This window comes from Methylocaldum sp. GT1TLB (assembly GCF_051027445.1).
Taxonomy (GTDB): domain Bacteria; phylum Pseudomonadota; class Gammaproteobacteria; order Methylococcales; family Methylococcaceae; genus Methylocaldum.
Map to the genome: position 1 here is coordinate 3104953 of NZ_CP194898.1, position 23721 is coordinate 3128673.

At 55.1% G+C, this 23721-nt stretch carries 19 protein-coding genes; 10 read left to right on the top strand and 9 right to left on the bottom strand.

Annotated elements, in window-relative coordinates:
* Positions 1 to 173: 173 nt before the first annotated feature.
* Together ACR2R1_RS13490 and ACR2R1_RS13495 are read left to right on the top strand one after the other, a co-directional pair.
* Positions 174 to 1439, top strand: a complete 1266-nt coding sequence (locus tag ACR2R1_RS13490; protein ID WP_434110483.1) for a glycosyltransferase — start codon at positions 174 to 176, stop codon at positions 1437 to 1439.
* 70 nt (positions 1440 to 1509) lie between these two features.
* Positions 1510 to 2181: a DapH/DapD/GlmU-related protein gene (locus ACR2R1_RS13495; protein WP_168175439.1), complete on the top strand. Its 672-nt coding sequence runs from the start codon at positions 1510 to 1512 to the stop codon at positions 2179 to 2181.
* 204 nt (positions 2182 to 2385) lie between these two features.
* On the opposite strand, the gene prsT is transcribed toward ACR2R1_RS13495, so the two are convergent.
* The 5 genes from prsT to ACR2R1_RS13520 all read right to left on the bottom strand — a co-directional run bounded on the left by prsT (position 2386) and on the right by ACR2R1_RS13520 (position 10237).
* A complete protein-coding gene (gene prsT, locus ACR2R1_RS13500; RefSeq protein ID WP_434110486.1) occupies positions 2386 to 5181 on the bottom strand; it encodes an XrtA/PEP-CTERM system TPR-repeat protein PrsT in 2796 nt (931 codons plus the stop codon).
* A gap of 573 nt (positions 5182 to 5754) precedes the next feature.
* A complete protein-coding gene (locus tag ACR2R1_RS13505) occupies positions 5755 to 6654 on the bottom strand; it encodes a PEP-CTERM sorting domain-containing protein (protein ID WP_347259245.1) in 900 nt (299 codons plus the stop codon).
* 472 nt (positions 6655 to 7126) lie between these two features.
* Entirely contained in the window at positions 7127 to 7810 is a 684-nt protein-coding gene (locus ACR2R1_RS13510; protein ID WP_077730754.1) for an O-methyltransferase, read from the bottom strand.
* A gap of 209 nt (positions 7811 to 8019) precedes the next feature.
* A complete protein-coding gene (pgi, locus tag ACR2R1_RS13515) occupies positions 8020 to 9660 on the bottom strand; it encodes a glucose-6-phosphate isomerase (RefSeq protein WP_086134686.1) in 1641 nt (546 codons plus the stop codon).
* A 169-nt stretch (positions 9661 to 9829) separates the two neighbouring features.
* The gene (locus ACR2R1_RS13520) at positions 9830 to 10237 is read right to left on the bottom strand and encodes a bacteriohemerythrin (RefSeq protein WP_077730752.1); all 408 of its coding nucleotides are present in this window, start codon (positions 10235 to 10237) and stop codon (positions 9830 to 9832) included.
* 208 nt (positions 10238 to 10445) lie between these two features.
* Between ACR2R1_RS13520 and argH the strand changes: the two genes are divergently transcribed.
* Positions 10446 to 11843: an argininosuccinate lyase gene (gene argH / locus ACR2R1_RS13525; protein WP_086134685.1), complete on the top strand. Its 1398-nt coding sequence runs from the start codon at positions 10446 to 10448 to the stop codon at positions 11841 to 11843.
* Positions 11840 to 12466, top strand: a complete 627-nt coding sequence (locus ACR2R1_RS13530) for a histidine phosphatase family protein (RefSeq protein WP_240502538.1) — start codon at positions 11840 to 11842, stop codon at positions 12464 to 12466. The genes argH and ACR2R1_RS13530 overlap by 4 nt, the downstream gene beginning before the upstream one ends.
* A 128-nt stretch (positions 12467 to 12594) precedes the next feature.
* Here ACR2R1_RS13530 and ACR2R1_RS13535 read toward each other — a convergent pair whose 3' ends face one another.
* From ACR2R1_RS13535 to ACR2R1_RS13545, 3 genes are read right to left on the bottom strand one after another with little or no spacing between them, the layout of a single operon-like run.
* Complete coding sequence (locus ACR2R1_RS13535; protein WP_205780787.1) at positions 12595 to 12945, bottom strand: DUF4870 family protein; 351 nt, start codon at positions 12943 to 12945, stop codon at positions 12595 to 12597.
* Position 12946: 1 nt separating this feature from the next.
* Positions 12947 to 13648, bottom strand: a complete 702-nt coding sequence (gene murU, locus ACR2R1_RS13540) for an N-acetylmuramate alpha-1-phosphate uridylyltransferase MurU (protein WP_077730750.1) — start codon at positions 13646 to 13648, stop codon at positions 12947 to 12949.
* On the bottom strand, positions 13645 to 14661 hold the full coding sequence (locus ACR2R1_RS13545; RefSeq protein ID WP_077730749.1) for an aminoglycoside phosphotransferase family protein: 1017 nt from the start codon (positions 14659 to 14661) through the stop codon (positions 13645 to 13647). The genes murU and ACR2R1_RS13545 overlap by 4 nt, the downstream gene beginning before the upstream one ends.
* 217 nt (positions 14662 to 14878) lie before the next feature.
* Here ACR2R1_RS13545 and lptD point away from each other — a divergent pair, with 217 nt between their 5' ends.
* Genes lptD through rsmA form a run of 4 tightly spaced genes read left to right on the top strand, consistent with a single transcriptional unit; the run spans position 14879 to position 20784 of the window.
* Entirely contained in the window at positions 14879 to 17644 is a 2766-nt protein-coding gene (lptD, locus tag ACR2R1_RS13550) for an LPS assembly protein LptD (protein WP_434110490.1), read from the top strand.
* Between the two features lie 16 nt (positions 17645 to 17660).
* Positions 17661 to 19010, top strand: a complete 1350-nt coding sequence (locus ACR2R1_RS13555) for a peptidylprolyl isomerase (RefSeq protein WP_086134684.1) — start codon at positions 17661 to 17663, stop codon at positions 19008 to 19010.
* On the top strand, positions 19007 to 20005 hold the full coding sequence (gene pdxA, locus ACR2R1_RS13560; protein WP_156880142.1) for a 4-hydroxythreonine-4-phosphate dehydrogenase PdxA: 999 nt from the start codon (positions 19007 to 19009) through the stop codon (positions 20003 to 20005). The genes ACR2R1_RS13555 and pdxA overlap by 4 nt, the downstream gene beginning before the upstream one ends.
* The gene (rsmA, locus tag ACR2R1_RS13565) at positions 20002 to 20784 is read left to right on the top strand and encodes a 16S rRNA (adenine(1518)-N(6)/adenine(1519)-N(6))-dimethyltransferase RsmA (protein ID WP_077730745.1); all 783 of its coding nucleotides are present in this window, start codon (positions 20002 to 20004) and stop codon (positions 20782 to 20784) included. The genes pdxA and rsmA overlap by 4 nt, the downstream gene beginning before the upstream one ends.
* A gap of 57 nt (positions 20785 to 20841) precedes the next feature.
* Here rsmA and ACR2R1_RS13570 read toward each other — a convergent pair whose 3' ends face one another.
* The gene (locus ACR2R1_RS13570) at positions 20842 to 22476 is read right to left on the bottom strand and encodes an alpha-D-glucose phosphate-specific phosphoglucomutase (RefSeq protein ID WP_156880143.1); all 1635 of its coding nucleotides are present in this window, start codon (positions 22474 to 22476) and stop codon (positions 20842 to 20844) included.
* Positions 22477 to 22590: 114 nt separating this feature from the next.
* Between ACR2R1_RS13570 and ACR2R1_RS13575 the strand changes: the two genes are divergently transcribed.
* The gene (locus ACR2R1_RS13575; RefSeq protein WP_434110493.1) at positions 22591 to 23145 is read left to right on the top strand and encodes a L,D-transpeptidase family protein; all 555 of its coding nucleotides are present in this window, start codon (positions 22591 to 22593) and stop codon (positions 23143 to 23145) included.
* Between the two features lie 122 nt (positions 23146 to 23267).
* Positions 23268 to 23546 (top strand): Lpp/OprI family alanine-zipper lipoprotein, encoded by a 279-nt coding sequence (locus ACR2R1_RS13580; protein ID WP_077730742.1) that lies wholly within the window; start codon positions 23268 to 23270, stop codon positions 23544 to 23546.
* Positions 23547 to 23721 lie beyond the last annotated feature (175 nt).

The following is a 23721-nucleotide window of genomic DNA, read 5'->3' on the forward strand; positions in this document are numbered from 1 at the left end:
ATGAGAAGTGATTGAGGGCGAATAAACAACACAGCGATCCATGGATAATCTGCAATACTGTTTTCGACTGAAGGTTGAATCGAGATAGCCGGTTTGAACTGTCGCTATCCCGACCGCGCTTCCAACCCGAGCCACCGTCAGTTCGCCCTAAGTCCAGTGACCTGACCGAATCGATGAAAAAGACTGTAAAGATTTTTGACAAATCCGATTCTTTTAGAAGCGCTCAACAGCACCTCAAGCCAAAAAAACGCATTCTCTTTATTGCCGAGGCTGTGACGCTCGCCCACGTCGCCCGTCCCTATGTTCTCGCCAGCAGCTTGGATTCTGGGGACTATGATGTTCACTTCGCCTGCGACGGCCGCTTTGATGCTCTTTTCTCAGATTCTAAGCTTGCCAAGGTGTCTATACGGTCAATTTCTCCCCCCGACTTTCTCGATGCACTTGCCAAAGGTAAACCGGTTTACGATACACCTACGCTACGGCAATATGTTAAAGACGATCTAAGGCTCATCGAGCACGTCAACCCCGATCTTATCGTCGGCGATTTTCGTCTTTCACTGACTGTAAGCGCCCGCCTCGCAAAAGTCCCTTACGCCAACATAACCAATATTTATTGGAGCCCCTACGCAGTCCAGACATACCCTGTGCCCGAGCATGTTATGGTGCGCCTGCTCGGTCCAGCGCTCGCTCAACCCCTTTTCGATTTTATGCGGCCGCTCGTATTCGCCTCCCACACCTTACCTCTCAATCGGATTCGAAAGGAGTTCGGGCTAACATCGCTCGGATCGGATCTCCGAGTGACGTACACGGATGGGGATTATGTTCTTTACGCGGATATACCTGGGCTAGTCAACACGACCGAACTACCGCCCAACCACTACTATCTCGGACCTATCCTATGGTCGCCCGAGGCCTTTAAACCCGATTGGTGGTCACGGCTAGTAAGACACCAACCCATAATTTACCTGACGCTCGGAAGCTCCGGCGAAACTCGCCGATTGCCGGAGCTCGTTGCGGAACTCTCGAGCCTACCGGTAACGCTGCTTGTCGCGACGGCAGGCCGGTTTCAGCTGAAGAATCTACCACCTAATGTATTGTGCAGCGATTACTTACCCGGCGACGACGCAGCAGCGATTGCCGATTTGGTGATCTGTAACGGCGGAAGCCCGACAACCAATCAGGCATTGAACGCAGGCGCCCCGGTACTCGGCATATGCGCGAACCTAGATCAATACCTTAACATGCAGGCGGTGCAACAAAATGGAGCAGGACGCCTATTGCGTGCGGGAACGGTCTCCGGCACCGGGATCGTCAAAGTGGTCAGAGAAATACTGACAAATCTATCGTACAAAACAGCTGCGGAGAAACTCGGACGGGCATACCGAGAATACGATGCCTCTGCTAGATTCGCCGCCTTTACGGACGAGCTGCTGAGATAATTTTCCAACCTTGCTATCGCGACCTTGTAAATTTGCCGCGTAGCGCTTCATGCCAACGGGGGTAATTCGCATGAAAACACGACCGATCGATTTCGTCTTATCCGGCCTTATCCTTACCTTGCTCTTCTCCGTAAGCCTTTTCTCCGTTGCCAAGCTGTTCGCGCCTCTGACCCGGGAATTGGCCCCCTATAACGTCCTCACGGATTTTTTTCTGTTTCTTCTGGCCTACGGCTTTTTGTCCGGTTTGACGGCTCGATTGATGCTGCGAATCAAGCCGTTCCAGCCCGGCTGCTATTCAATGGATGACCCGATCTTCACTTACTGGAAGCTGTTCACCGTAGTGTGCGAATTCGGCCGGGGCGCCTGCTTGCCGTTTTCGGTGGTATTCGCTAAGCCGCTGATTGCCGCCTGGTTCGGAGCAAAAATCGGCAAGGATATCGCGCTGGGAGGCCGATTAGTCGATCCCCAGCTCATCTCGATCGGCGACGAGGTTATTATCGGGCAAGATTCCGTGATCACGGCACACACGATAACCAGCGGCAAGCTAATCCTGGGCGAGGTCAGGATCGAAAACGGAGCTACCGTAGGGGTCAACGCAGTAATAATGTCCGGGACCGAAATAGGCGAAGGTTCAACGATCGCAGCCGGTTCAGTTGTGACACTGAATACAAAAATTCCGAAATACGAGCTTTGGGGAGGCATTCCTGCCAAAAAGATCAAAAACATCGATCCTTCACTATAACTCCGACTCCCTCATTGCCGTACTATAGCGCCGCTACAGATTCGTCGGTGCCCGATAATCCTCTCCTGCACTCCTGCTATAAAGTAATCCGGATAGCCGTAACCGTGACGAGGCTCATATGGATACTCAACTTGTTTGAGCCCTCTATCCTCGCCGACGCTACAACAAAGTGACAGACACTCCGATCGATAAACATCTACTCGGCTACGGGTTCGAGGCCAAGCGCCGGCGCATAGCCTCGGCATCCGAACGCTCCGCAAATTTGTCTTCCTTTTGCAGAATCTTGTCCAGGATTTTCGCTGCCTCTTGACGCTGTCCATCAGCACTTAATATTTGAGCCCGATGGAAGAGAAAAGAAACATTTTCCGGCTGCTTAGCCAAGGCCCGATCAATATTGGCCATAGCCCGTTTGGTGTCCTTGTTGCTCAACAGGGTCATTGCAAGCGTGTCCAGCACCTCCGGATCCTCGGGTGCTAAAGAATGCGCTTTTTCTGCATGCTTCAACGCTTCTGCGGGGTCAGTCTCACGCATGAGATAAGCAATATTGTTCAACAATAATGAATTATTGGGGTATTTTTCCGCCAACATTTTGAATTTGGCGACAGCATCCTGAGAGCGTTGCAACTTCATGTAAAGCTGTCCTAACTCAGCTAGGGATACTGTATCATCGGGATGCTCTTCAACCCACTGTACCACTTCTTGAAGGGCCGCCTCCTTTTCCCCCGCCTGCCAGCGCGCGCGCGACAGCCGCAAAAGATTAATACTGGTTTTGTTAGCCGGTGCAAGCTCAAACAACCGCTGATATGCAGAAGCTGCTTCGGAATAGCGCCCTGCCAACTCGGCCAGTTCTGCTTCCACCAGAACGATCTCCGGAACATCTCCACCAAAACGTTTTTTCAGTTCCTTTACCCGTGTCTCGGCATCTTTGATGCGTTTTTCCTGAATAGCCATACGGGCCAAGGCAATGCGCGCAGGGACAAAGGAAGGATCCTGAGCTTCAGTCTTTTCCAAAGCATCGCGTGCCATTTTTCGATCGCCGAGACGGTCATAGGCCTGCGCCATAAGGAAATGCACTTCGGGTTTCTTATGCCCGAGACTCTCAAGGCTCTTCAGGCTCGACACGGCATCGGACCAGCGGCCGGTTGCTAGTTCGGCCTCGGCCAGCATGCCCAGAAGCTCCTTGCTTTTCGGATACGTCGACCGAACTTCCGATAAGAGTTCAAGTGTTTTCTTGGGATTCTTAGCTTTGAGATAGTGGCGTCCAAGGTACAGTCGCGGCAGCAGCGCCTTTGGATCGCGTTTGACCGCCTCCTCCAGAGCCGCGGCCATGGCCTCGATGTTTCCTTGGGTTGCTTCCAGTTTAGCCAGATTCGTTAACACACCCACATCATCCGGATGATGTTTCAACGCTTGCCGGAAATATCGCCTCGCCTTTTCGAAATCTTTCTCTTGAACGGCGATTGCCGCCAGCGCATTGGTAGCCGGCACATTAGCCGGGTCCAATTCGATCGCGCGCCGCAGAGCGGCAGACGCCTTGTCGGTCTCTCGTCTGACCAGATGCACCAAACCCACCAGCGTATTTGCCCCTGTTGAATCAGAATGGCGACTGAGATATTCGGTCGCGACATCCAGCGCCTGATCGAGTTCCCCCTTGTGAAGGTGCAAGGTCACGACGCCACGTACGGCACCCTCGAACTCCGGATCAAGCTCCAGCGCCTTTTTCAACTCGGTCATGGCGCCCTGAAGGTCGTCCTCCTGAACAAGCCCCCCGGCCAGGCGTGTACGTGCCTCGGCCGATTCCGGCTGCGCGGAGACAATCTGTTTCAGGTACTCAATACTTTCACCTTGCTTGCCTTGCGCCTTCAAAGCGTCCGACAGCAAATTCATCACCTGGACATCGTTTGGCGCTTGTTTCAGCGCCTCTCTGGCCAGCTTTTCCGCGCTGGCAGGATCGCTATTCTGTACTTCCAAGTGCACCAATAGAGACTGAGCCTTTACATTGCTCGGATCATGGCTCAAATATTTTCTTAGATAATCTTCTGCCTGGGCTCTATGCCCCAGTAGGCCGTGAGCCGCGCCGCCGTAAAGCAAAGACGGGAAATGGGAAGAATCCACGGCCAAAGCCGCATCGAAAGCTTCCTGCGCCTCGGCGACACGCTTTTGTTCGAAATTCAGCAGCCCCCTGGCGAAATGAAGTGCCGCAGAATCCTTAAGCCGTTTGCCAACTTCGTCGAGATCCGCCGCGGCCTCATCGTATTTTTTTAAATGAATACGCGCTACGGCTCGGGCGACGAGAGCCGGGGCACGCAGAATGCGGTCCTCCGCCGCTTTGGAATACGCCTCCTCTGCGGCTTCAAAATGACTCTCCTGGGTTTCGATGTAACCGAGAAGCTCCCAGGCCGGCCCGTATTTCAGGTCGGCGGCAAGCGCTTTGGAAATCCATTCCCGTGTCTCGGGAATTTGCCCCTGCCTCCCATGCAGACGAGCCATCGTCAGCAGCGCAGGGGCGAAATTAGGTACTGCGTCCAAGGCTTCACGCGCGAGCTTTTCAGATTCGGAGTTTTCTCCGCTGCGCAGCCATGCCTCGGCTTTGATCGCGAGCAGATTACCTCGGAGCTCATTCGACGCGTTTTCAGGAATTTCAAGCACTTGGACATCGCCAAGCCGCCCTTGCTCGAGTAAGCTCGTCGCCAGCCAAGGCTCCAAGTCAACTTCACCGGCTCCCATTTCTCGGGCACGCAGCAATTCCTTTTCGGCGCCTGCCCAATCTCCAGCCTGTACGTAGGCACGCCCTAGTAACAGCCGAGCTTGCATGTTGTTCGGTTCGGATTGAAGGACGGTCTTCAGCTCGATAACCGCCAACCGCACATCGCCTTTTGCGAGCGCCTCGTCAGCCTGCTTCAGACGCTGTGCCGGAGAAATATCGCCGCAGGCAGACAACAGCAGCAAAATCGAAAAGACCGGGATTTTCAATCTTCGTCCGAGAGAAATAAGAGTCATGAAGCATCTCCAATGTTCGGTTTACAAATGACCTAGAGGCTAAAGACCTATTGGGAAAATGACTGAAATTATTAATCAGGCCCGTAAATACCCTCCTGGTATTTCGGGCCGCCGCCCAGGCCGGTACACGCCCGGCCTGGGCTCACGCGGCTTGTCGCCGCGCCGGGGCATCCCTGCCCCGGATTAACCCCAATCCGATTCGTCACATGATTGTAAGGCATCTTTTGGGCAATCGGAGCAATTAGGGCTCAAACAGCAATATTGAGAAAAGAGATTGGCGCCAAATCTCGCACGGAGCGTTCGCTGACTCAGCACAGAACTCTTCCGAAGTCGGAAGATGCTTCGTCCCGTTCAAGCACAATCCGAATGGTGGTGTTTAGTAGGCGGTAAATAAGAAAAGAATCCATTGAGAATGCAATCCCTTTATCGAATGCTTAGCCAGGCCGAAAGCCGAAAAAAGCCAGCATGTCCACAGACCGCAAGCACAAAAAAAAGCGGTTCTGCCGCAATGACAGAACCGCTTAACTTATCACCAGAGCCCAGCCGATAACGCCGGGCATTCACCGGTTGGTGTTATGCTGCGACAACCTTGCCGTTCCGGCGAGAGAGTCCTGCCGCAACCAGGCCGATACCAAGCAGTCCCAGCGTCATGGGCTCAGGAATCGTTTCGACGCTATCCAAACGTAGATCCAGGTTTGCGGTTCTAGGAGCCGAGCCGCCAGCAACGTCATCACCGGTATTCAGTGCCACCTGTAGTGCGCCGAGGTTAGCAAGATTTGCCGTACCGCCGGAGCCGCATTCGATGGCGACTACGCCATCTACATAGGGCGACGTTCCGGTAAATCCGCATAGAGAACCATCCATAAAGGCCGCAAAGGGAATAGTAGACGTGTGCGGAGAAGGTACGCAACCGGGATCGAGCGGACCGCTAGCGTCCACACAGGTAGCGGCCAGCGTAATTTTGGTCCACTCATCATCATCCGTGAAAGCTTCGATGCGGAAGAACCATCCGAGATCCGATTCGATCGTGGTTAATTGAAAGGCATGAATGGTGCCGCCCGAAGTTAAATCGAACCCGCCTAAACCTGTGGTATTAAGCGCGATATCCTGATCGTTGCCGTCCCACTGGACAATAGCTTCGCCCGTTACACCCGAATCGTTGCTGAATCTGAATTGACCACCGCTGACGACGGCTAACGACCGGGAAACAGTATCATCGCAACCAGTGATACAGTTTGCCCAAATGTCACGCTGACCGCCCAGCACAGTCGACAAGCCGGTGCCCGTGCTGCTAGCCACCCCGGTACCGGGAAGAGTCGTGGAATCGCCGTTCCATGCTGCCCCGCTAGTAGTATCGATGGCGGACTGATTTCCCTCACTAAAAAGATCAACCGTGCCGCCGTAAGCCGACGTACTCAGCGCAAACAGCAGGGGCGCGGCCGCGCCTACGATATGCTTCAAATAAATCTTCATGATATGTCGCTCCCAGATAGCATCAGAGTATTAAGTTAATGTTATGCCGAAGTCTGACTTAATAACGTCGGCCTAATCGCACCGACGTATCTGCGATTTTTGTGCCAAGGCATAAAGATTATTTATAATCAATCACCTACACGCAACGAGCAACGCCCACGTAACATTTTCCGCTAGAAGTGTAAAAATTACTGACAGATATAGTGATCTACCGACACAAAGCGCGACAGAAGGAATGCCTCAAGTCCAACAAACGGCTCTGTATTCACTATCAAGGCTTAAGACTCGGATGGACATCTCGCAGCGAGGAAACCTAGTGTCAATGTACTTTACGATATCGCCACCAGAAAGTGACGCGCGCCAGAACGCTTATCAGGGACCAATGCAACCAGCAATAAACGTTGGCCAAATCGGTCTCAGTCGGTATGGATAGTTCCACACGCGATCTGACCGCTCCCAAGAGTTTTGCCTTCTATTTTCTTCGGGCAACGACCACGCCATCTCGGGTCGGGTTGATGGACGCATCGAATTCCGGATCGTTGAAGATAAGTCGGTTATGTTCGCGGATAGCGTCGGTCCAGCCGGGAACGATGTCGACGGGGTTTTCGGCAGCAACACGGCCGTGCCACAAGACATTGTCCGCAATATAAAGCCCGCCCGGCCGGATACGCTCGCGGGCAAGGCGCCACACTTCGGGATAGTCGCCCTTGTCCACGTCGTTGTAGCAGATATCGAACTCGCCCTCGGTAGCCTGGAAGACGGTCTGGGCAAAGCCGGTTCGGAAATCGACGCGGTCCCACAGCCCGGCTTGGCTGAGAAAATGTTCCGCCTTGGAGAGATTGTTCGGATCGCCATCGCTACAGATCACCCGCCCGTCCGGCCCGACGGCCTCTGCGAACCAGTAGGCGGAATAACCGTAACCGCTGCCGAATTCGAAAATGCGCTTCGCTCCGATACTTTTGGCGAGGACCTTCAGAAACAATCCGACCAGACGCCCGACGATGGGAAAGTTCTGCTGACGAGCCAACTCTTCCATCTCCACGAGAACCGGGGTGTCGGCCGAACCGGCGAGAGTGGTCAAGTAACGTTCGATGTCCGGATGTACCGGCGTTAGCACGCTTGGATTGCTTGCCGTAGGATCATTGAGGTCGGTCATGCCGTAACTCCTTTAAACACGCTGAAGAGAGTCGCCGCCCCCTGGTGCAGTCCATTGTTTATTCGATCAGATCAGACTTACGCGTAGTTCCTGAGAGTAGACCCTTATTTTCGGAACCGGCACGGTCCGCTCTCCGTCAAGAGAAAGGACGAATGGGTCGTTTTCTCTTGACGGGAATACATCGCGTGGATGGGTTCATGACCGTCACCCTAGCGTAATTGCTTGTAGTAATTGATCAGACCGTTGGTGGAAGCGTCATGAGACGAAACCGCACTGTCGTCGGTCAGTTCCGAAAGAATGGTTCTCGCCAGCCGTTTGCCCAACTCGACCCCCATCTGATCGAAGGAGTTGATGTTCCAGATCGCGCCCTGAGTGAATATCTTGTGCTCGTACAAGGCGATCAGCGATCCCAGAGTTTCCGGGGTCAGTTTTCGATAAAGAATTGAATTGGATGGTTTGTTGCCGGGGAAAGTTTTCGCAGCAGCGAGTTCCGTCAGTTGCTCACCGGTAACGCCCCCTGCTTCGAGCTCGGCCGTCGCTTCCTCGGTGGTCTTGCCACGCATCAACGCCTCCGGTTGAGCGAGGAAATTCGAAATCAGTGTCTCATGGTGCCGGCCGAGACCGTGATGGCTTTGCGCCGCAGCAATAAAATCGCAAGGAACCAGCTTTCGGCTTTGATGGATCAACTGATAAAAGGCATGCTGTCCATTGGTGCCCGGTTGGCCGAAGATAATCGGGCCGGTGCTGTAGGCGATCAGATGGCCTTCGATATCCACCATCTTGCCGTTGCTTTCCATATCGACCTGCTGAAGATGGGCCGGCAAATCTTCCAGATATTGATCGTAGGGCAGAATGGCATATGATTCGGCGCCGAAAAAATTGGCGTACCAGATGCCGAGCAACCCCATGATCACCGGAATATTCCGCTCGAAGGGCTCCGTTCGGAAATGCTCGTCCACCTTGTGGGCGCCGGCCAACAGTGCTTCGAAAGCATCCATGCCGACGGCCAAGGCGATCGGCAGGCCGATGGCCGACCACAGCGAATACCGGCCGCCCACCCAGTCCCAGAATTCGAACATATTGGCGGTATCGATGCCGAATTCGGCCACTTTTTCGGCATTGGTGGAGACCGCCACGAAATGCTTCGCAATAGCGGCTTCATCGTTGATTTTGGCCAGAAACCATTCCCGCGCCGATCGGGCATTCGTCATGGTTTCCTGCGTGGTAAAGGTTTTGGATGAAACGCAGAACAGTGTGGTTTCGGGGTTGAGGTCCTTCAGGTTCTCGACAAGATCCGCTTCGTCCACATTGGATACGAAGCGAACGCGCAGCCGGGGCTGCATATAGGGCAACAGCGCCTTCACCACCATTTTCGGCCCCAAATCGGACCCGCCGATGCCGATGTTGACCACATCGGTGATGGCTTTGCCCGTACATCCCCGCCATTCACCGGAACGCACCAAGTCGCTGAACCGACGCATCTGCGTCAAAACCCGATTGACATCGGGCATGACATCCTTGCCGTCGACGAAAATCGGTCGATTGGATCGGTTGCGCAAGGCCACGTGCAATACGGCACGGTTTTCGGTGACATTGATCTTGTCGCCACGGAACATGGCGGCAATTTTTTCTTTCAATCCGGCTTGCCTGGCCAGATCGAGCAATAGCATCACGGTTTGTTCCGCGATTCGATTCTTAGAATAGTCAAACAGCAGGTCGTCAAGGCGCAGCGAAAAACGCTCGAAACGGTGAGGGTCTTCAGCGAACAGATCCCGCAGATGGAGATCGCTGATTTCACGGTAATGTCGATTGAGCGACTGCCAAGCCGGAAGGCAGGAAGATTGGGTCATCTACAAGATCCGAGTTCGTTATTTTCTCCCCAAAATGCTACTACAGGCAACGAAGTGAATAAATCATGAATAACGAAGATTGCCGGCATCGAGGCCGGCAATCTTTAGGATGACGAGCCTTAAGCTGCGAAATGAGGAAAAACGCAGCCCTTAAGTCTGTCTGCCGGCGTCAGGCAACGCCCTTGCCGTTAAAAAACGGACCGTAATGCTTATCGATGTTCGGAATGTGGTTGACGAGCCAGTCTTTGACGAACGTGGTCGTTTCCGGGGTAATGTCGAGCGCTCCGGCGTGGAATTTCTTCTGAACGTCGAGACAAGTCTGCACCAGCTCGTCATGCTTGGCTTTATGCGCAGCGTAATCCGGGTATCCGTGAGCCTGCATCAAATCTTCTTCGGTCTTGAAATGCATGGCTACATAATCGATCAGTGCATCGAGTTGACGCCCGACTGCCTGCCGATCACCCGATGCGACGGTATCGTGCAAGCCGTTCAACATGGCGAAAATTTCCTGATGTTGATGGTCGGCTTCACTGACGTTTGTTCCAAATGCTTCTTTAGTCCACTCTATTAGGGCCATCGGATTTGTCTCCTGAATATTGAATTTGTTCAGTGATCTGTATGCCGAATAGGCCGAAGAACTGTATAACGGCCGCGTAGACGTACTTTTGACTTAAGTCAAGTCTTGGCGATTTACTTTCCGTATCAGTCAACTGAAAATCTTCGAAGAATAACCACTCCGGTTATAATGACTGGAACAAAAGCCGTTCTCTTTTAACAAGATCCCGATGAGCAGCGAACCAAAACCTTGGGCAGGCCGCTTTACCGAAGCCACCGACGCCTTCGTAGAAGCTTTTACCGCATCCGTTGACTTCGACAAACGTCTGGCCCCGTACGATATTCGAGGCTCCATTGCCCACGCCTCGATGCTGAAACGGATCGGCGTCTTAAACGAAGAGGAATGCGAAACCATTACGGACGGATTGGAACAAATCCTTGCGGAAATCGAACGCGGCGAATTTTCCTGGTCTGTTAAGCTCGAAGACGTCCACATGAATATCGAGGCCCGCCTTACCGAGCGTATCGGCGAAGCGGGGAAGAAGCTGCACACCGGCCGATCCCGCAACGACCAGGTAGCCACGGACGTCCGACTGTATCTGCGCCACGAAATCGACCGGATCACCGGCGAAATCCTTCGGTTTCAGCAGGCCTTGCTCGATTTGGCGGAACGCGAAGCGGATACCATCATGCCGGGATTCACCCATCTCCAGGTGGCCCAGCCGGTAACCTTCGGCCATCATTTATTGGCTTGGTGCGAAATGTTGGCGAGAGATTACGAGCGCCTGCTCGACTGTCGAAAGCGCGTCAACGTCATGCCTTTGGGCGCGGCAGCCCTGGCCGGCACAACCTTTCCGCTTGATCGATTCTATACCGCCGAACTGCTCGGCTTCGACCGACCGGCTGCGAATTCTTTGGACGCGGTCAGCGATCGCGATTTCGCCATCGAATTCACGGCCTGTGCCAGCCTCATCATGATGCACTTGTCGCGATTCTCCGAAGAACTGATTCTATGGACATCGGCCCAGTTCGGTTTCATCGATTTGCCGGATGCCTTTTGCACCGGCTCATCCATCATGCCGCAGAAGAAAAACCCGGACGTGCCGGAACTCGTACGGGGCAAATCGGGGCGCGTCTTCGGACACCTCATGAGCCTGCTGATACTGATGAAAAGTCAGCCCTTGGCATACAATAAGGACAATCAGGAGGACAAGGAACCTCTGTTCGATACGGTGGACACCTTACGAAATTGCCTGCGGGCTTTTGCCGACATGATGCCCCACGTTCGACCGAATCGTGACGGCATGTACAAATCAGCGCAGAAGGGCTACGCAACGGCCACGGATTTGGCGGATTACCTGGTCCGCAAAGGGGTTCCGTTCCGAGATGCCCACGAGATCGTCGGCAAAGCCGTGCGCTTGGGCATCGAAACCGGGCGCGATCTTTCCCAGTTGTCATTGACCGAATTGCAACAATTGTCTGTTACGATCGGACCCGATGTTTTCGAAATACTGACGCTGGAAGGTTCCGTCAGCGCACGCAACCACTTCGGCGGAACCGCTCCTGAACAGGTCAGGGCGGCCGTAAAGCGAGCTCGGCAGCGTCTCGAGGAGGTGGCTAAGACTTGATTACCGACGAGCGCGTCTCAACTCTCATCGACTTGATGCGCCACGGCGAGCCCGTGGGCGGAAGCCGTTACCGCGGACAGATGGACGATCCCCTAAGCGACAAGGGCTGGTCGCAGATGCGCGCAGCCGTCGGTCAGCATCACCCATGGGAGGTCATCGTCACCTCCCCTCTCGCCCGCTGCCAAGCCTTTGCCGAAGAAATGAGCGAGCGAAGCCGCATTCCACTGGAAATCGAACCGCGATTGAAGGAAATCGGTTTCGGTGTATGGCAAGGGAAGACGCGGGAGGAAATTACTCAGTACGATCCCGGCCTGATCCAGCGTTTTTATCGCGATCCGATGACCAATCGCCCGGACGATGCCGAGGGGCTCGCAGAATTCAGAAGCCGCATCGTTTCGGCTTGGAACGACATTCTGAACCGCCACGCCGGAAAGCATATTCTCATTATTTGCCACGCCGGCACCATTCGCATGGTGCTCGCCCATATTTTGGACATCCCTTTGTCGAACCTATTTCGAATCAAGGTCGCCACCGCAGGAATCACACGGATCGAGTGCCTGGAGCAGGGAGAAGAGTTTCTGGGGCAACTGGTTTTTCACAGCGGTTCGCTGCACGCACTTTAACCTTTGAGGTTGTGAAAAACCCGTCGCGAGCGGCCCATATTCGCTATGAAAAGCGCAGCGTACAAAGGAGTACGTTGAGCATCGCAGAGGTAGAGGCGGGCCGCGCAGTAGGTTTTTTCACAATTTCGTCAGCTCACCGGCCGATCTTCGCTTAGCGCCATCCACCCCACGGCGATACGGTAAACAATCCAGATCGTATTGGCCGTAAGAATAACGTAGCCTACGAAAGCGAACAAAGTCAGCCCACCCACGATTCCCCACAGGATGCCGTACCAAAAGGTCCTGATTTGCCAACGGAAATGGGTCTCCAGCCAAGTCCCCGCCACGTCCGGCCATTTCACATAATTAATCACCGCTGCGACGATGTAGGTGATCCCAACCAAAAAAGACGCGGCCTGCAAGGCATAAATAACTTGGGTAAGCCGTTTCTCTTTGCTGAGATCTCTTGCATCTGATTCCGGGAACATTTTGCCCTGCATCTCAAACCTCCAGGTTCAGACCAATCGAGGCATTCATTTTTCGGTTAGACCTCAAGTACTCATCGAATGCTTGGAGCCGATCGATGGTGCCGATATCCATCCAAAAGCCCGCATACACTTCTCCGCTTACCAGCCCGTCCGCCATTGCTCGTCTCAGCAAGGGCGCCAGGGGAAACTTGCCGGGCGAGCAGCCCGCGAACAACTCGGGACGATAAACACCGACGCCGCTGAAGGTAAAGCGGCAATCCACGGAATCCAAAACCATCCCGTCATGCAAAGCGAAGTCGCCCCGCGGATGGTGAGACGGATTGGGGACCAGCACCAGATGAGCCAACCCGGACGGCTGGCTCCGCAACCGCCCGAAAGGATAATCGGTAGCGACGTCGCCATTGACCACCAAAAACGGATCCTCGCCCAATAGCGGCAATGCCCGGTAAATACCGCCACCGGTCTCGAGCGCCTCGCCTTCGGCAGAATAGGCTATCCTCGCCCCTAATGAGGCCCCGTGTCCCAAGTGGGCTTCGATCTGATCTCCGAGATAGGCGGTGTTGACGACGATATCGACGAACCCGCTCCGGACCAAAGATTCGATCGTATGCTCGATCAGTGGCCGACCGCCTGCCGTCAACAGCGGCTTCGGTGTCCGGTCGGTGAGGGGCCGCATCCGCTCGCCGCGCCCGGCCGCCAAAATCATGGCTTTCATGTCACCTTATCCAAAGTCATTCGGGGCAAGACCCGATTTTCCAAAAAGTGCAGGAAGCCGGTAAGTTCCGGATATTGCTTACAGACCTCGATCACATAGCTCATGGTACGCGGGATATCCTTGAGATAGCCGGACTTGCCATCGCGCAACTTGAGCCGGGAAAAAATGCCGATCGCCTTGAGGTGACGCTGCATTCCCATGAGATCAAACCACCGCCGGAATAGGTCCGGACCGACCGAAGAGAGGAATCCGGCTTCGGCAAGGCGCGTGTAATGATCGATCACCCAAACCTCCACCATGGAAATCGGCCATGAAACATAACAATCCCGCAGCAGCGAGACCAGGTCATAGGTGATGGGACCGACGACCGCATCCTGAAAATCCAGAATGCCCGGATTGAGGCGTTCGGTGACCATGAGATTGCGGGAATGATAATCCCGATGCACGCAGACCCGGGGTTGTTCCAGCGCGGATGCGATCAGAAGCCGCTTCAGCTCATCGAAGACGACGGATTCCTCGGGATCCAGCGCCACCCCCAAAAGTTGGCCGAGGAACCAATCGCGGAACAAATCCAGCTCGACCCCGAGCAGGCGTTCGTCATACGGAGGCAATCCGGAAGTTTCGGGTTCCACGCCATACTGCAAGCGCAGCAGAGCGTCCAGAGCGTCTTCATAGAGACGATCAACGGATGCAGGGTTCAAGCAGTCCAGATACGATCGGGTTCCTAAATCGGTGAGCAACAAGAAACCCTGGTCTACATCGGCCGCGATCACCTCGGGCGCTTGAACGCCGGCACTTCGCAGGAGCGCGGCCACCCTGACGAAAGGGCGCACGTTCTCCTTGGGCGGCGGCGCATCCATCACAATGCGCGAAGCCCCATCGAAATAGGCGCGAAAATAACGACGAAAACTGGCATCGCTCGAGGCGGGCTCTATAGCCCTGACCCCAAGTTTGAGGGTTTTCGACAACCAGTCGGAAAGCGCCTCGAGCCGTTCATCTTTCTGTATTGTCATATTGACGGTCCCTGTGTCGAAAAGTACTCGAATAACGTGGATCTTACGGTAGAATGCGGCGATTGGACCGGATATTTCACCATAAAGAACAGCCTGAAGATAATGCCTTCCGCGATTCCGCCCCTGTCGCCACTCTTGCCGCTCCGTTCACAAGCTTAAATTGTGTGGCAGCCACTTTGCGACTCGCCTCTCAGTTATAAAGTACCTCAGCCGCAGCATGGTGTTTCTGATTCATCTCAATCGTGGTCGATGGGTGTTTATCCTGTGCCTTGGACTGAGCCCTTCCTATCTGCTGGGAGCCACGTCCGACTGGGATTGCCAGCGCAGCAAGGACGATAAGGAGTGGGTCTGTATCACCAAGAAATCCAAACCCGATACCGCCGCCACGACTCCTGACGAGCCGGAGATTGAAAAGGCCGGGCCGACACAGGAGAGGGAATCGGCACCCGCCACTGCCGAGCCGGAACCGGTCCGTCCACCGAAGTCCCGAGAACCGGCGCTGGCCGCCAAGCCTGCGCGGTCTCAAAGAGACGCGGAGCAGAAACGTGTGGACCAGTTCGTGCAGCCATTACCACCGAAATCGGTCGCGGCGGCCAAACCTCCCGGCTGGAACTGCCGCCCTGGCGAAACCGGCAAGGAGTGGGACTGCTCCTTAGTCGGCCCCGACCCCAAAGGTCTTCCCCACGTGGTCTCGGAAGAGAGCCAAAAGGTCGAAAATTGGGCGGAAACGACCACGATTACCGAGGAAGACGAACAGCGCTTCCGCAACTTGACCGCCTTACTGCCGGCCAATCCCTGGGCTCAAGCGTGCGCCGGCAAGTCCGAATCGGCGCCTATGACCGAATTTCTGCTGACTCCTCAAGACAGGCTGGCGCGTGAACAGCAACCGTTGGAAATTCGGTCCGACTATGCCGAAATGGTGGACGACGAAATCGCAACCTTTACCGGTTCGGCCGAACTGACACGTGCGGATCAAAAGCTGTGGGGGGATTTCGTCACCCACAATACCGTTTCAGAAACCTTGAACGCACAGGGCAATGTCATCTATCAAGAGAAGGGACTCACCTTCTCCAGCGATACCGGCTTCCTGGAGCTCGATACGAACCGTGGCGTTCTTCGTAACGCCCAGTTCATTTTGGAGACAATCCCGGCGCGAGGCACCTCGCGTTTAACTCATTTCGACAGCGATACTTTATCGCGCTACGAGAAATTCACCTACACCACTTGCCCGCCCGGCGACCAGGATTGGATGCTTCACGCCCGCAATGTAAAGATCAATAAGGAAACCGGCCGTGGATCGGCGAAACACGCTTGGCTGGAATTCAAAGGCGTACCCTTACTTTACACGCCGTACATGAGCTTCCCGGTCGACGACCGCCGGATGACCGGTTTCCTTACGCCCTCTTTCGGCAACACCAAGGTGGGGGGCTTCGACTTTACGGCGCCGTATTACTTCAATCTAGCGCCCAATTATGACGCCACCTTCACGCCACGACTCCTCACCAAGCGCGGCCTGCTGCTGCGCGGCGATTTCCGGTATCTGACCGAAATGACTCGGGGCCGCGTGCTGGCCGAGTACATGCCCCAAGATGATGTGCGAGGCGATAGCCGAGGCCAGGTCGGTTTCTTGAACGATACACGGTTCACCGAAAACTTGTATTCCCGCGTGGATGCGCACTATGTGTCCGACGATCGCTATCTGAACGAGTTGGGCAACACGCTGAATATCGTCGACCGGCGGCATATCCGCAGCTATGGCCAGCTGAATTACGTCGGTTCGAACTACAGCATTTCGACGCTGGCCGATTACTATCAAACGATCGACCCCACGATTCCCCCGGAAGGGAGACCGTATTACCGGCTTCCGCAGGTGAGTTTCAACTACGGGCAAGGGCTGGGCAATACCGGCTTAGTCTTCAACGGCTTTAGTGAGATCGCCAATTTCAATCACACCGGCGGCCGAGTCACCGGCCAACGGCTGAATGTAATACCGCGGATCTCGTACCCCTGGCGAACCGCCGCCGGTTTCGTCGTTCCGAGCCTGAGCTTGCAGCACACCCAATACTGGCTGCAGGATCAAACCCCCGGCCTCAATGACAGCCTGAGCCGAACCGCGCCGATCTTCTCCCTGGACAGCGGACTGTTCTTCGAGCGCGAATTCGAGCTGGCCGAAACGCCGCTGCTTCAGACTTTGGAGCCTCGACTCTTCTACCTTTACATTCCGGACAAGAACCAAGAAAACCTTCCCGTATTCGATACCGGCGAATATGACTTCACTTTTTATCAATTGTTTCGCGAGAACCGGTTTACCGGTGCCGATCGGCTAGGCGACGCCAATCAGGTCACGTTGGCGCTTACCTCCCGACTGATCGACCAGGTGTCTGGGATGGAGCGCCTCCGGGCCAGCATCGGCGAAATTTTCTATTTCGACGATCACGATGTGACGTTGCCCAATATCCCCGCAAAAACCGGGGACAAATCCAACTTCGTGGCCGAAGTCTATTCCAGATTGACCAATACCTGGTCACTTCGTACCGGCGGACAGTGGAATCCGGAGGGCGGCACGATCGACCGCGGCCAAGTGGCCCTGCAGTACGACGACCGAGACAATCATCTGCTCAACATCGCCTATCGGTTTCGCCGCGATCAAAACTTCGACTTCGTCCGCCTGGACCTGACCGATGTGTCTTTCCGATTGCCCTTCGCAAAAGGGTGGAATGCTATCGGCCGCTGGCAATACTCGCTGCTGGATCAGGTAACGCTGGAAAGCTTTTTGGGAATCGAGCGCGAAACCTGTTGCTGGCGTTTCAGTCTCATTGGACGGCATTACATCAACGACGTACGGACTGGCGTAAACGGCGGCAATGTCGCCAACAACGGGGTCTTCGTTCAGCTTGAGTTGAAAGGCTTGACCCGTTTCGGCGACCAGGTAGACCGGTTCTTGCAACGCAGCATCAGCGGTTACCGGCTTGAGAACGATTGATCGAATACGACCGACTATGTTCAAGATCTCATTTTTTCTTTCCAGAAGCACCCGGTTCGGCAGGGTCTTTTTTCTGTCGCTTTTCCTATTGCCGTCGGCGGTACTCGCCGATGGACCGATCGATCGCATCGTGGCCGTCGTAGAGGACGGCGTGATTCTGGAAAGCGAATTGCGGCAAAAAGTCGAATCCATCAAAGCCAGCCTACTGCAAAACAACACACAGCTTCCGCCTGACGAAATTTTGACCCGCCAAGTCCTCGAGCGCCTGATCGTCGACAAAATTCAAGTGCATTTGGCCGAAAAAGCAGGCATCCGCGTCGATGACGAAACCCTCAGGCAGGCAGTCCAGCAAATCGCCCAGCGCAACAACATGAGTTTGGAAGAGTTTCGCCGCTCATTGCGGCAAGAAGGGATCGATTACGCCGCCTTCATCGAACAGATCCGCAACGAAATCACCGTAGGACGCCTGAGAAGCAGTCAGGTCAACAGCCAGATCAAGGTCAGCGATCACGAAGTGCAACACTATCTGGAAACCCATGGAAAATCGGATGTCAATCGCGATAGCGAATATCTGCTGGGCCATATCCTGATCGCGACCCCTCAAGCGGCGTCGCCGTCCGAGGTGCAAAAGGCCAAAGAAAAAGCTGAGAGATTGGTCGACGAGCTCAGACAAGGCTTGGATTTCAAGCAAGCTGCCCTCAGCTCTTCCGATTCGCCGCAAGCCCTGAGCGGGGGCGATCTCGGCTGGCGCAAGTTAAGCCAGGTGCCGTCACTGTTTGCCGATCTGGTGCCCGCGATGAAGGAAGGCGGCATCGAGGGTCCTATTCGAAGCCCGAGCGGATTTCATATCATCAAACTGCTCGGAGTCAAAGGCGGCGAGGACGAGCGCATGACCAAAACTCACGTGCGTCACATCCTGATCAAGCCCAACGAAGTACTGTCCGACGAGGACGCCAAGCAAAAGCTATTGAATTTGAAAACGCGCATTGAAGGCGGCGAAGACTTTGCCACACTGGCGCGGGGCCACTCCGACGATAAAGGTTCGGCGATCAAGGGCGGCGATCTCGGCTTCGTCCAGCCGGGCGCCTTGGTTCCACCCTTCGAGGAAGCCATGAACCGGTTAGCGGTCAACCAGCTCAGCGATCCGGTGCAAACCCAATTCGGCTGGCATCTCCTTCAAGTTCTGGAACGGCAAGAGTCCAGCGACACCGACGAATTGTTGAAGAACAAAGCCCGCGAAGAAATCTTCAAACGTAAAGCGGAAGAGGAAACCGAGCTTTGGCTGCGCCGGATTCGCGACGAGGCCTATGTCGAAATTCGCTTGAACGAACCGGAAACGACGTCCTTCATGCCTTCATTCCAATGATCGCCAGAATACTGTTGACTACAGGAGAACCCGCCGGCATCGGCCCGGATTTGTGCGTGCAGATCGCCCAGCGGGAACTTGCCTGCGATCTCACGGTAATCGGCGATCCCCGGCTGTTGGCGGAACGAGCGCAGCGGCTGGGACTTAATCTCGAAATTCGAACGCCGGGCACCGACGACATCCAGCCGCATCGAGCCGGATCACTCAAAGTGTGGCCTACGGCCAATGCCGTCGACCCGGCTTGCGGACGATTGAATGCCGCCAATGCTCCCTATGTTCTCGAAACCATATCCAGCGGCGTTACCGCGTGCCTGGAAAGGCGCTTCGATGCCTTGGTCACCGCCCCCGTGCACAAGGGAATCATCAATGAGGCCGGCGTCACCTTCACCGGCCATACCGAGTTCATCGCGAACATCAGCGGAGGCCACCCGGTCATGATGCTCGCCGCACCGGGTCTTCGCGTCGCATTGGCAACGACACATTTGCCGCTGGCCGAAGTCAGCCGCAGCATCACGCGCGAACGGTTGTCCGCAGTACTCACCACCCTCGATCGGGACTTGATCGCCCGCTTCGGCGTTGCCGCACCGCGCATCCTCGTCTGCGGCCTCAACCCTCATGCCGGCGAGAGCGGTCATCTGGGGCGCGAGGAAATCGAGATTATCGAGCCCGTGCTGGAGTCGCTCAGACAACGAGGAATGAACTTGGTCGGCCCGCTGCCGGCGGACACTCTTTTTCTTCCGAAATATCTCGAGCGTGCCGACGCCGTACTCGCCATGTACCATGATCAGGGACTGCCGGTACTGAAATACGCGGGCTTCGGGTGCGCGGTGAACATCACATTGGGGCTACCCGTCATCCGCACATCGGTTGACCATGGCACGGCCTTGGATTTGGCCGGAACAGGAAAAGCCGATGCGGGAAGCTTGGCGGCCGCAATCGATGAGGCTATCGGCATGGCGTCCAGAATGCGTTGCAGACTCGGTGAGATGTCATGAATCACCAGCCCCGCAAGCGGTTTGGCCAGAATTTTCTGCGCGATAGTACCGTCGTGCGGAGTATCGTCCTCGGAATAGCCCCGGATCCCGAAGATCACCTCGTGGAGATCGGTCCCGGCCAAGGCGTCCTGACCGAAGCGTTGTTGCCGCTCTGCGGACGCTTGGACGCGATTGAAATCGACCGAGATTTGGCTGCCTCGCTGGAAACAAAATTTTCGGGTAACACCAAGTTCCGCCTGCATCGTGCGGATGCACTCAAATTCCGGTTCTGCGAGTTAAGCTCCGGAAAAAAGCTTCGCGTCGTCGGCAATTTGCCTTACAACATTTCTACGCCGCTGCTTTTTCATCTTTTCGCGCAGACGGAATGCATAGCGGACATGCACTTCATGCTGCAGAAGGAAGTCGTCGACAGGCTGTGCGCCGTTCCCGGCGACAAGAGTTATGGGCGGCTCGGCATCATGGCTCGATACTATTGTCGCGCGGACGGTCTTTTCGAGGTTCCTCCCGAGAGCTTCTTTCCTCGACCGCAAGTCATGTCCGCCGTCGTCCGTCTGGTACCGCACGAAACCAGGCCCGTGGATGTCGATCCGGGGCCTTTGGGGCAGGTCGTTGCCGCGGCCTTCTCGCAACGCCGCAAGACGCTCCGAAACGCTCTCAAGCACCTGTTTGAAGAGGGAGAAATCCAGGATCTCGGGATAGACCCACAGGCTCGGGCGGAAACGCTGGGCTTGGAGGCTTATGCTCGCTTGGCCCGCGCGCTTACAGGAAAAGCAGGATAAGGCGACCGATCGAAAACGGCCGCCGGCAACTCGGCGGCCGCGGAAATCGCTTGCCGCTCAGGTGATCACCGTCGGCCCGGACATGCCGGTTCGCGTTTTCACTTCAGAAAGACTCTCGGCCAACTCGATCAGGTCTTTGAGCGCCTCCTGCGGATCTTGGTTATGCTCCGCGGGATCGCGCTCATAACGCTCGATATAGATTCTTAAGGTTGCACCGTCCGTTCCCGTGCCCGACAGCCTGAATACGATCCGCGCCCCGTTTTCGAAGATGATCCGAATCCCTTGTTTTTCGCTGACACTTCCATCCACCGGATCATGGTAGCTGAAATCGTCCGCGACGCTGATTTGGTAAGGACCGAAAGTCTTCCCAACCAAACCGGGCAACTGTGCGCGGAGGCGAGATATGATCGAGTCGCCGATCTCCGCCGGCATGCTTTCGTAGTCATGGCGCGAATAATAGTCGCGACCGAACCGGCGCCAGTGCTCGCGGACGATTTCGGCTACCGACTGTTTGCGAACGGCGATCAGGTTGAGCCAGAACAGCACCGCCCATAAACCATCCTTCTCGCGGACGTGATCGGAGCTGGTCCCGAAACTTTCCTCTCCGCACAACGTGATCTTGCGAGCATCGAGTAAATTGCCGAAAAACTTCCAGCCGGTGGGCGTCTCGTAACACTCGATACCCATCGCATGTGCCACCCGATCGACCGCTTGACTGGTCGGCATCGAACGCGCCACACCTCGCAAGCCGTCCTTATAACCCGGAAGAAGATGTGCATTCGCCGCCAAGACGGCAAGGCTATCGCTCGGTGTAACGAAAAACTGGCTGCCCATGATCATGTTGCGATCGCCGTCGCCGTCGGACGCTGCGCCTAGCGTAGGAGACCGCGCCCCGAACATGAGGTCCGCCAGCTCCCGTGCATGGGTCAAATTGGGGTCGGGATGGCCGCCGCCGAAGTCTTCCAAGGGGACCCCGTTCATCACGGAGCCGATCGCGGCACCCAGCCTTTCCTCCAAAATACGCTTAGCGTACGGTCCGGTGACGGCATGCATCGCATCGTAGCTCAGGGTGATCGCTCCGGATTTCAGCCCCGATTCGATCAAACTGAAATCGAACAGATGCTCCATCAACTGAGCATAGTCGCTCACGGGATCGATGATCTGAACCGTCATGTCGCCCAGCCGTGTTTCGCCGATCTTGTCGATATCGATGTCGTCAGCACGGACGATCCTGTACTGATCGATGACTCGACTGCGCGCAAAGACCGCATCGGTAAAGCTCTCGGGCGCGGGCCCGCCGTTGGTTACATTGTATTTAATCCCGAAGTCTTCCTCCGGCCCGCCGGGATTGTGGCTGGCGGAAAGAACGAAACCGCCCAGCGCCTTGTGCTTGCGGATCACGCAGGATGCGGCCGGCGTCGACAGCAAGCCGCCCTGCCCGATCAACAACCGCCCCACGCCGTTGGCCGCAGACATTTTGACGATAGTCTGGATCGCCTGGCGGTTGAGATAGCGTCCGTCGCCGCCTAGGACCAGCGTTTTCCCGGCCGTATCGCCCAAGGTATCGAAAACCGACTGGACAAAATTCTCCAAATAGTTCTCTTGCAAGAAAACCTTCACCTTCTTGCGCAATCCAGAGGTTCCTGGCTTTTGATCGGAATACGGAGTTGTCTTTCGGGTTTCAATTGGCATGGCTAATATTTTCAAGATGGCTGAAATCGTCTATTTATTCTACTCAGTCCACTTAACAGTCGAGCAAATTTTTTTGGCGTAAGCTTTACGATACAAAAACCTAGGAGACAACACGTGAAACTGCGATCTGTTCTCGGCCTACTTCCGGCGCTGCTCTCACTGAACACGGAAGCAAGTATGAAAGACGACAGCATATGGCTGCTGGTCGAAACCGCACCGCATGTATTGAAGGTAATGGAAGGCGACCACGATTTGGAAGTTTTCGAAAGAATTGCACTCGGGCGCAGAGGCGTCGGCCTATTCAAAGAACGGGGAGACTACAAAACCCCGCTGGGTGAATATCATATCGGCTGGATCAACGAAAACAGCCGATACCATAAGTTTTTCGGCTTTACATATCCCAATCGGGAGAACGCTGAGCGTGCCTTTACGACGGGCTTAATCGGGCCGGATACCTATCGCACGATTTTGCGCACCAGCATCGGCGCGGCCATTCCCCCTCAAAACACAGTGCTCGGCGGACAAATCGGAATTCACGGTTTGGGGCGAGCCAATCTCGCCGTTCACGAGTTTTTTGACTGGACTCAAGGATGCATAGCGATGACTAACGAGCAAATCGATAGACTCAGTACCTGGGTGAAAAAAGGCACCCTAGTGGTAATTCGGTAATTTGTGCCAAAATAATACTGGAAAGATTATCCATTCCGGGGCACACTTCAAATGTCACCCATTTGTTCTTCGGGACGGATGATCTCGCCAAGCATTTCAGTCAATAAAAAAGGAAAGAAACGATGATGAAAGCAACCAAATTGGGCGTATTACTGTTGTCTGCTGGTTTGACCGTAGGCTGCGCCAGCAAATCCGACCTCAACAACCTGCAGACTCAGGTTGACGGTTTGAAAGCGGAGGTTTCCTCTGTTAAGAGCACCGCCGACGAAGCGTTGTCTGCTGCTCAGGCTGCTGAATCGAAAGCTGCCAGCGCTGAATCTGCTGCTCGCAGAGCCGCTGCCTCTTCTGAGGAAGTGAACAGCAAATTGGATCGCATGTTCAGAAAATCGATGATGAAGTAATCTCGCGTCTCTCAAAGTCGCGAACAGTTTACGAGACCCCGGTCGACGCAAGTCGTCCGGGGTTTTTTATGGGCGAAAGGACGACATAAGCTGGCTTGAGGAGCGGTTAGAGCGCCGAGATAAACGGGAACCTTACCAGCAGGCGGTATGCGGATGACGAGCTAAAAAGCCGGCA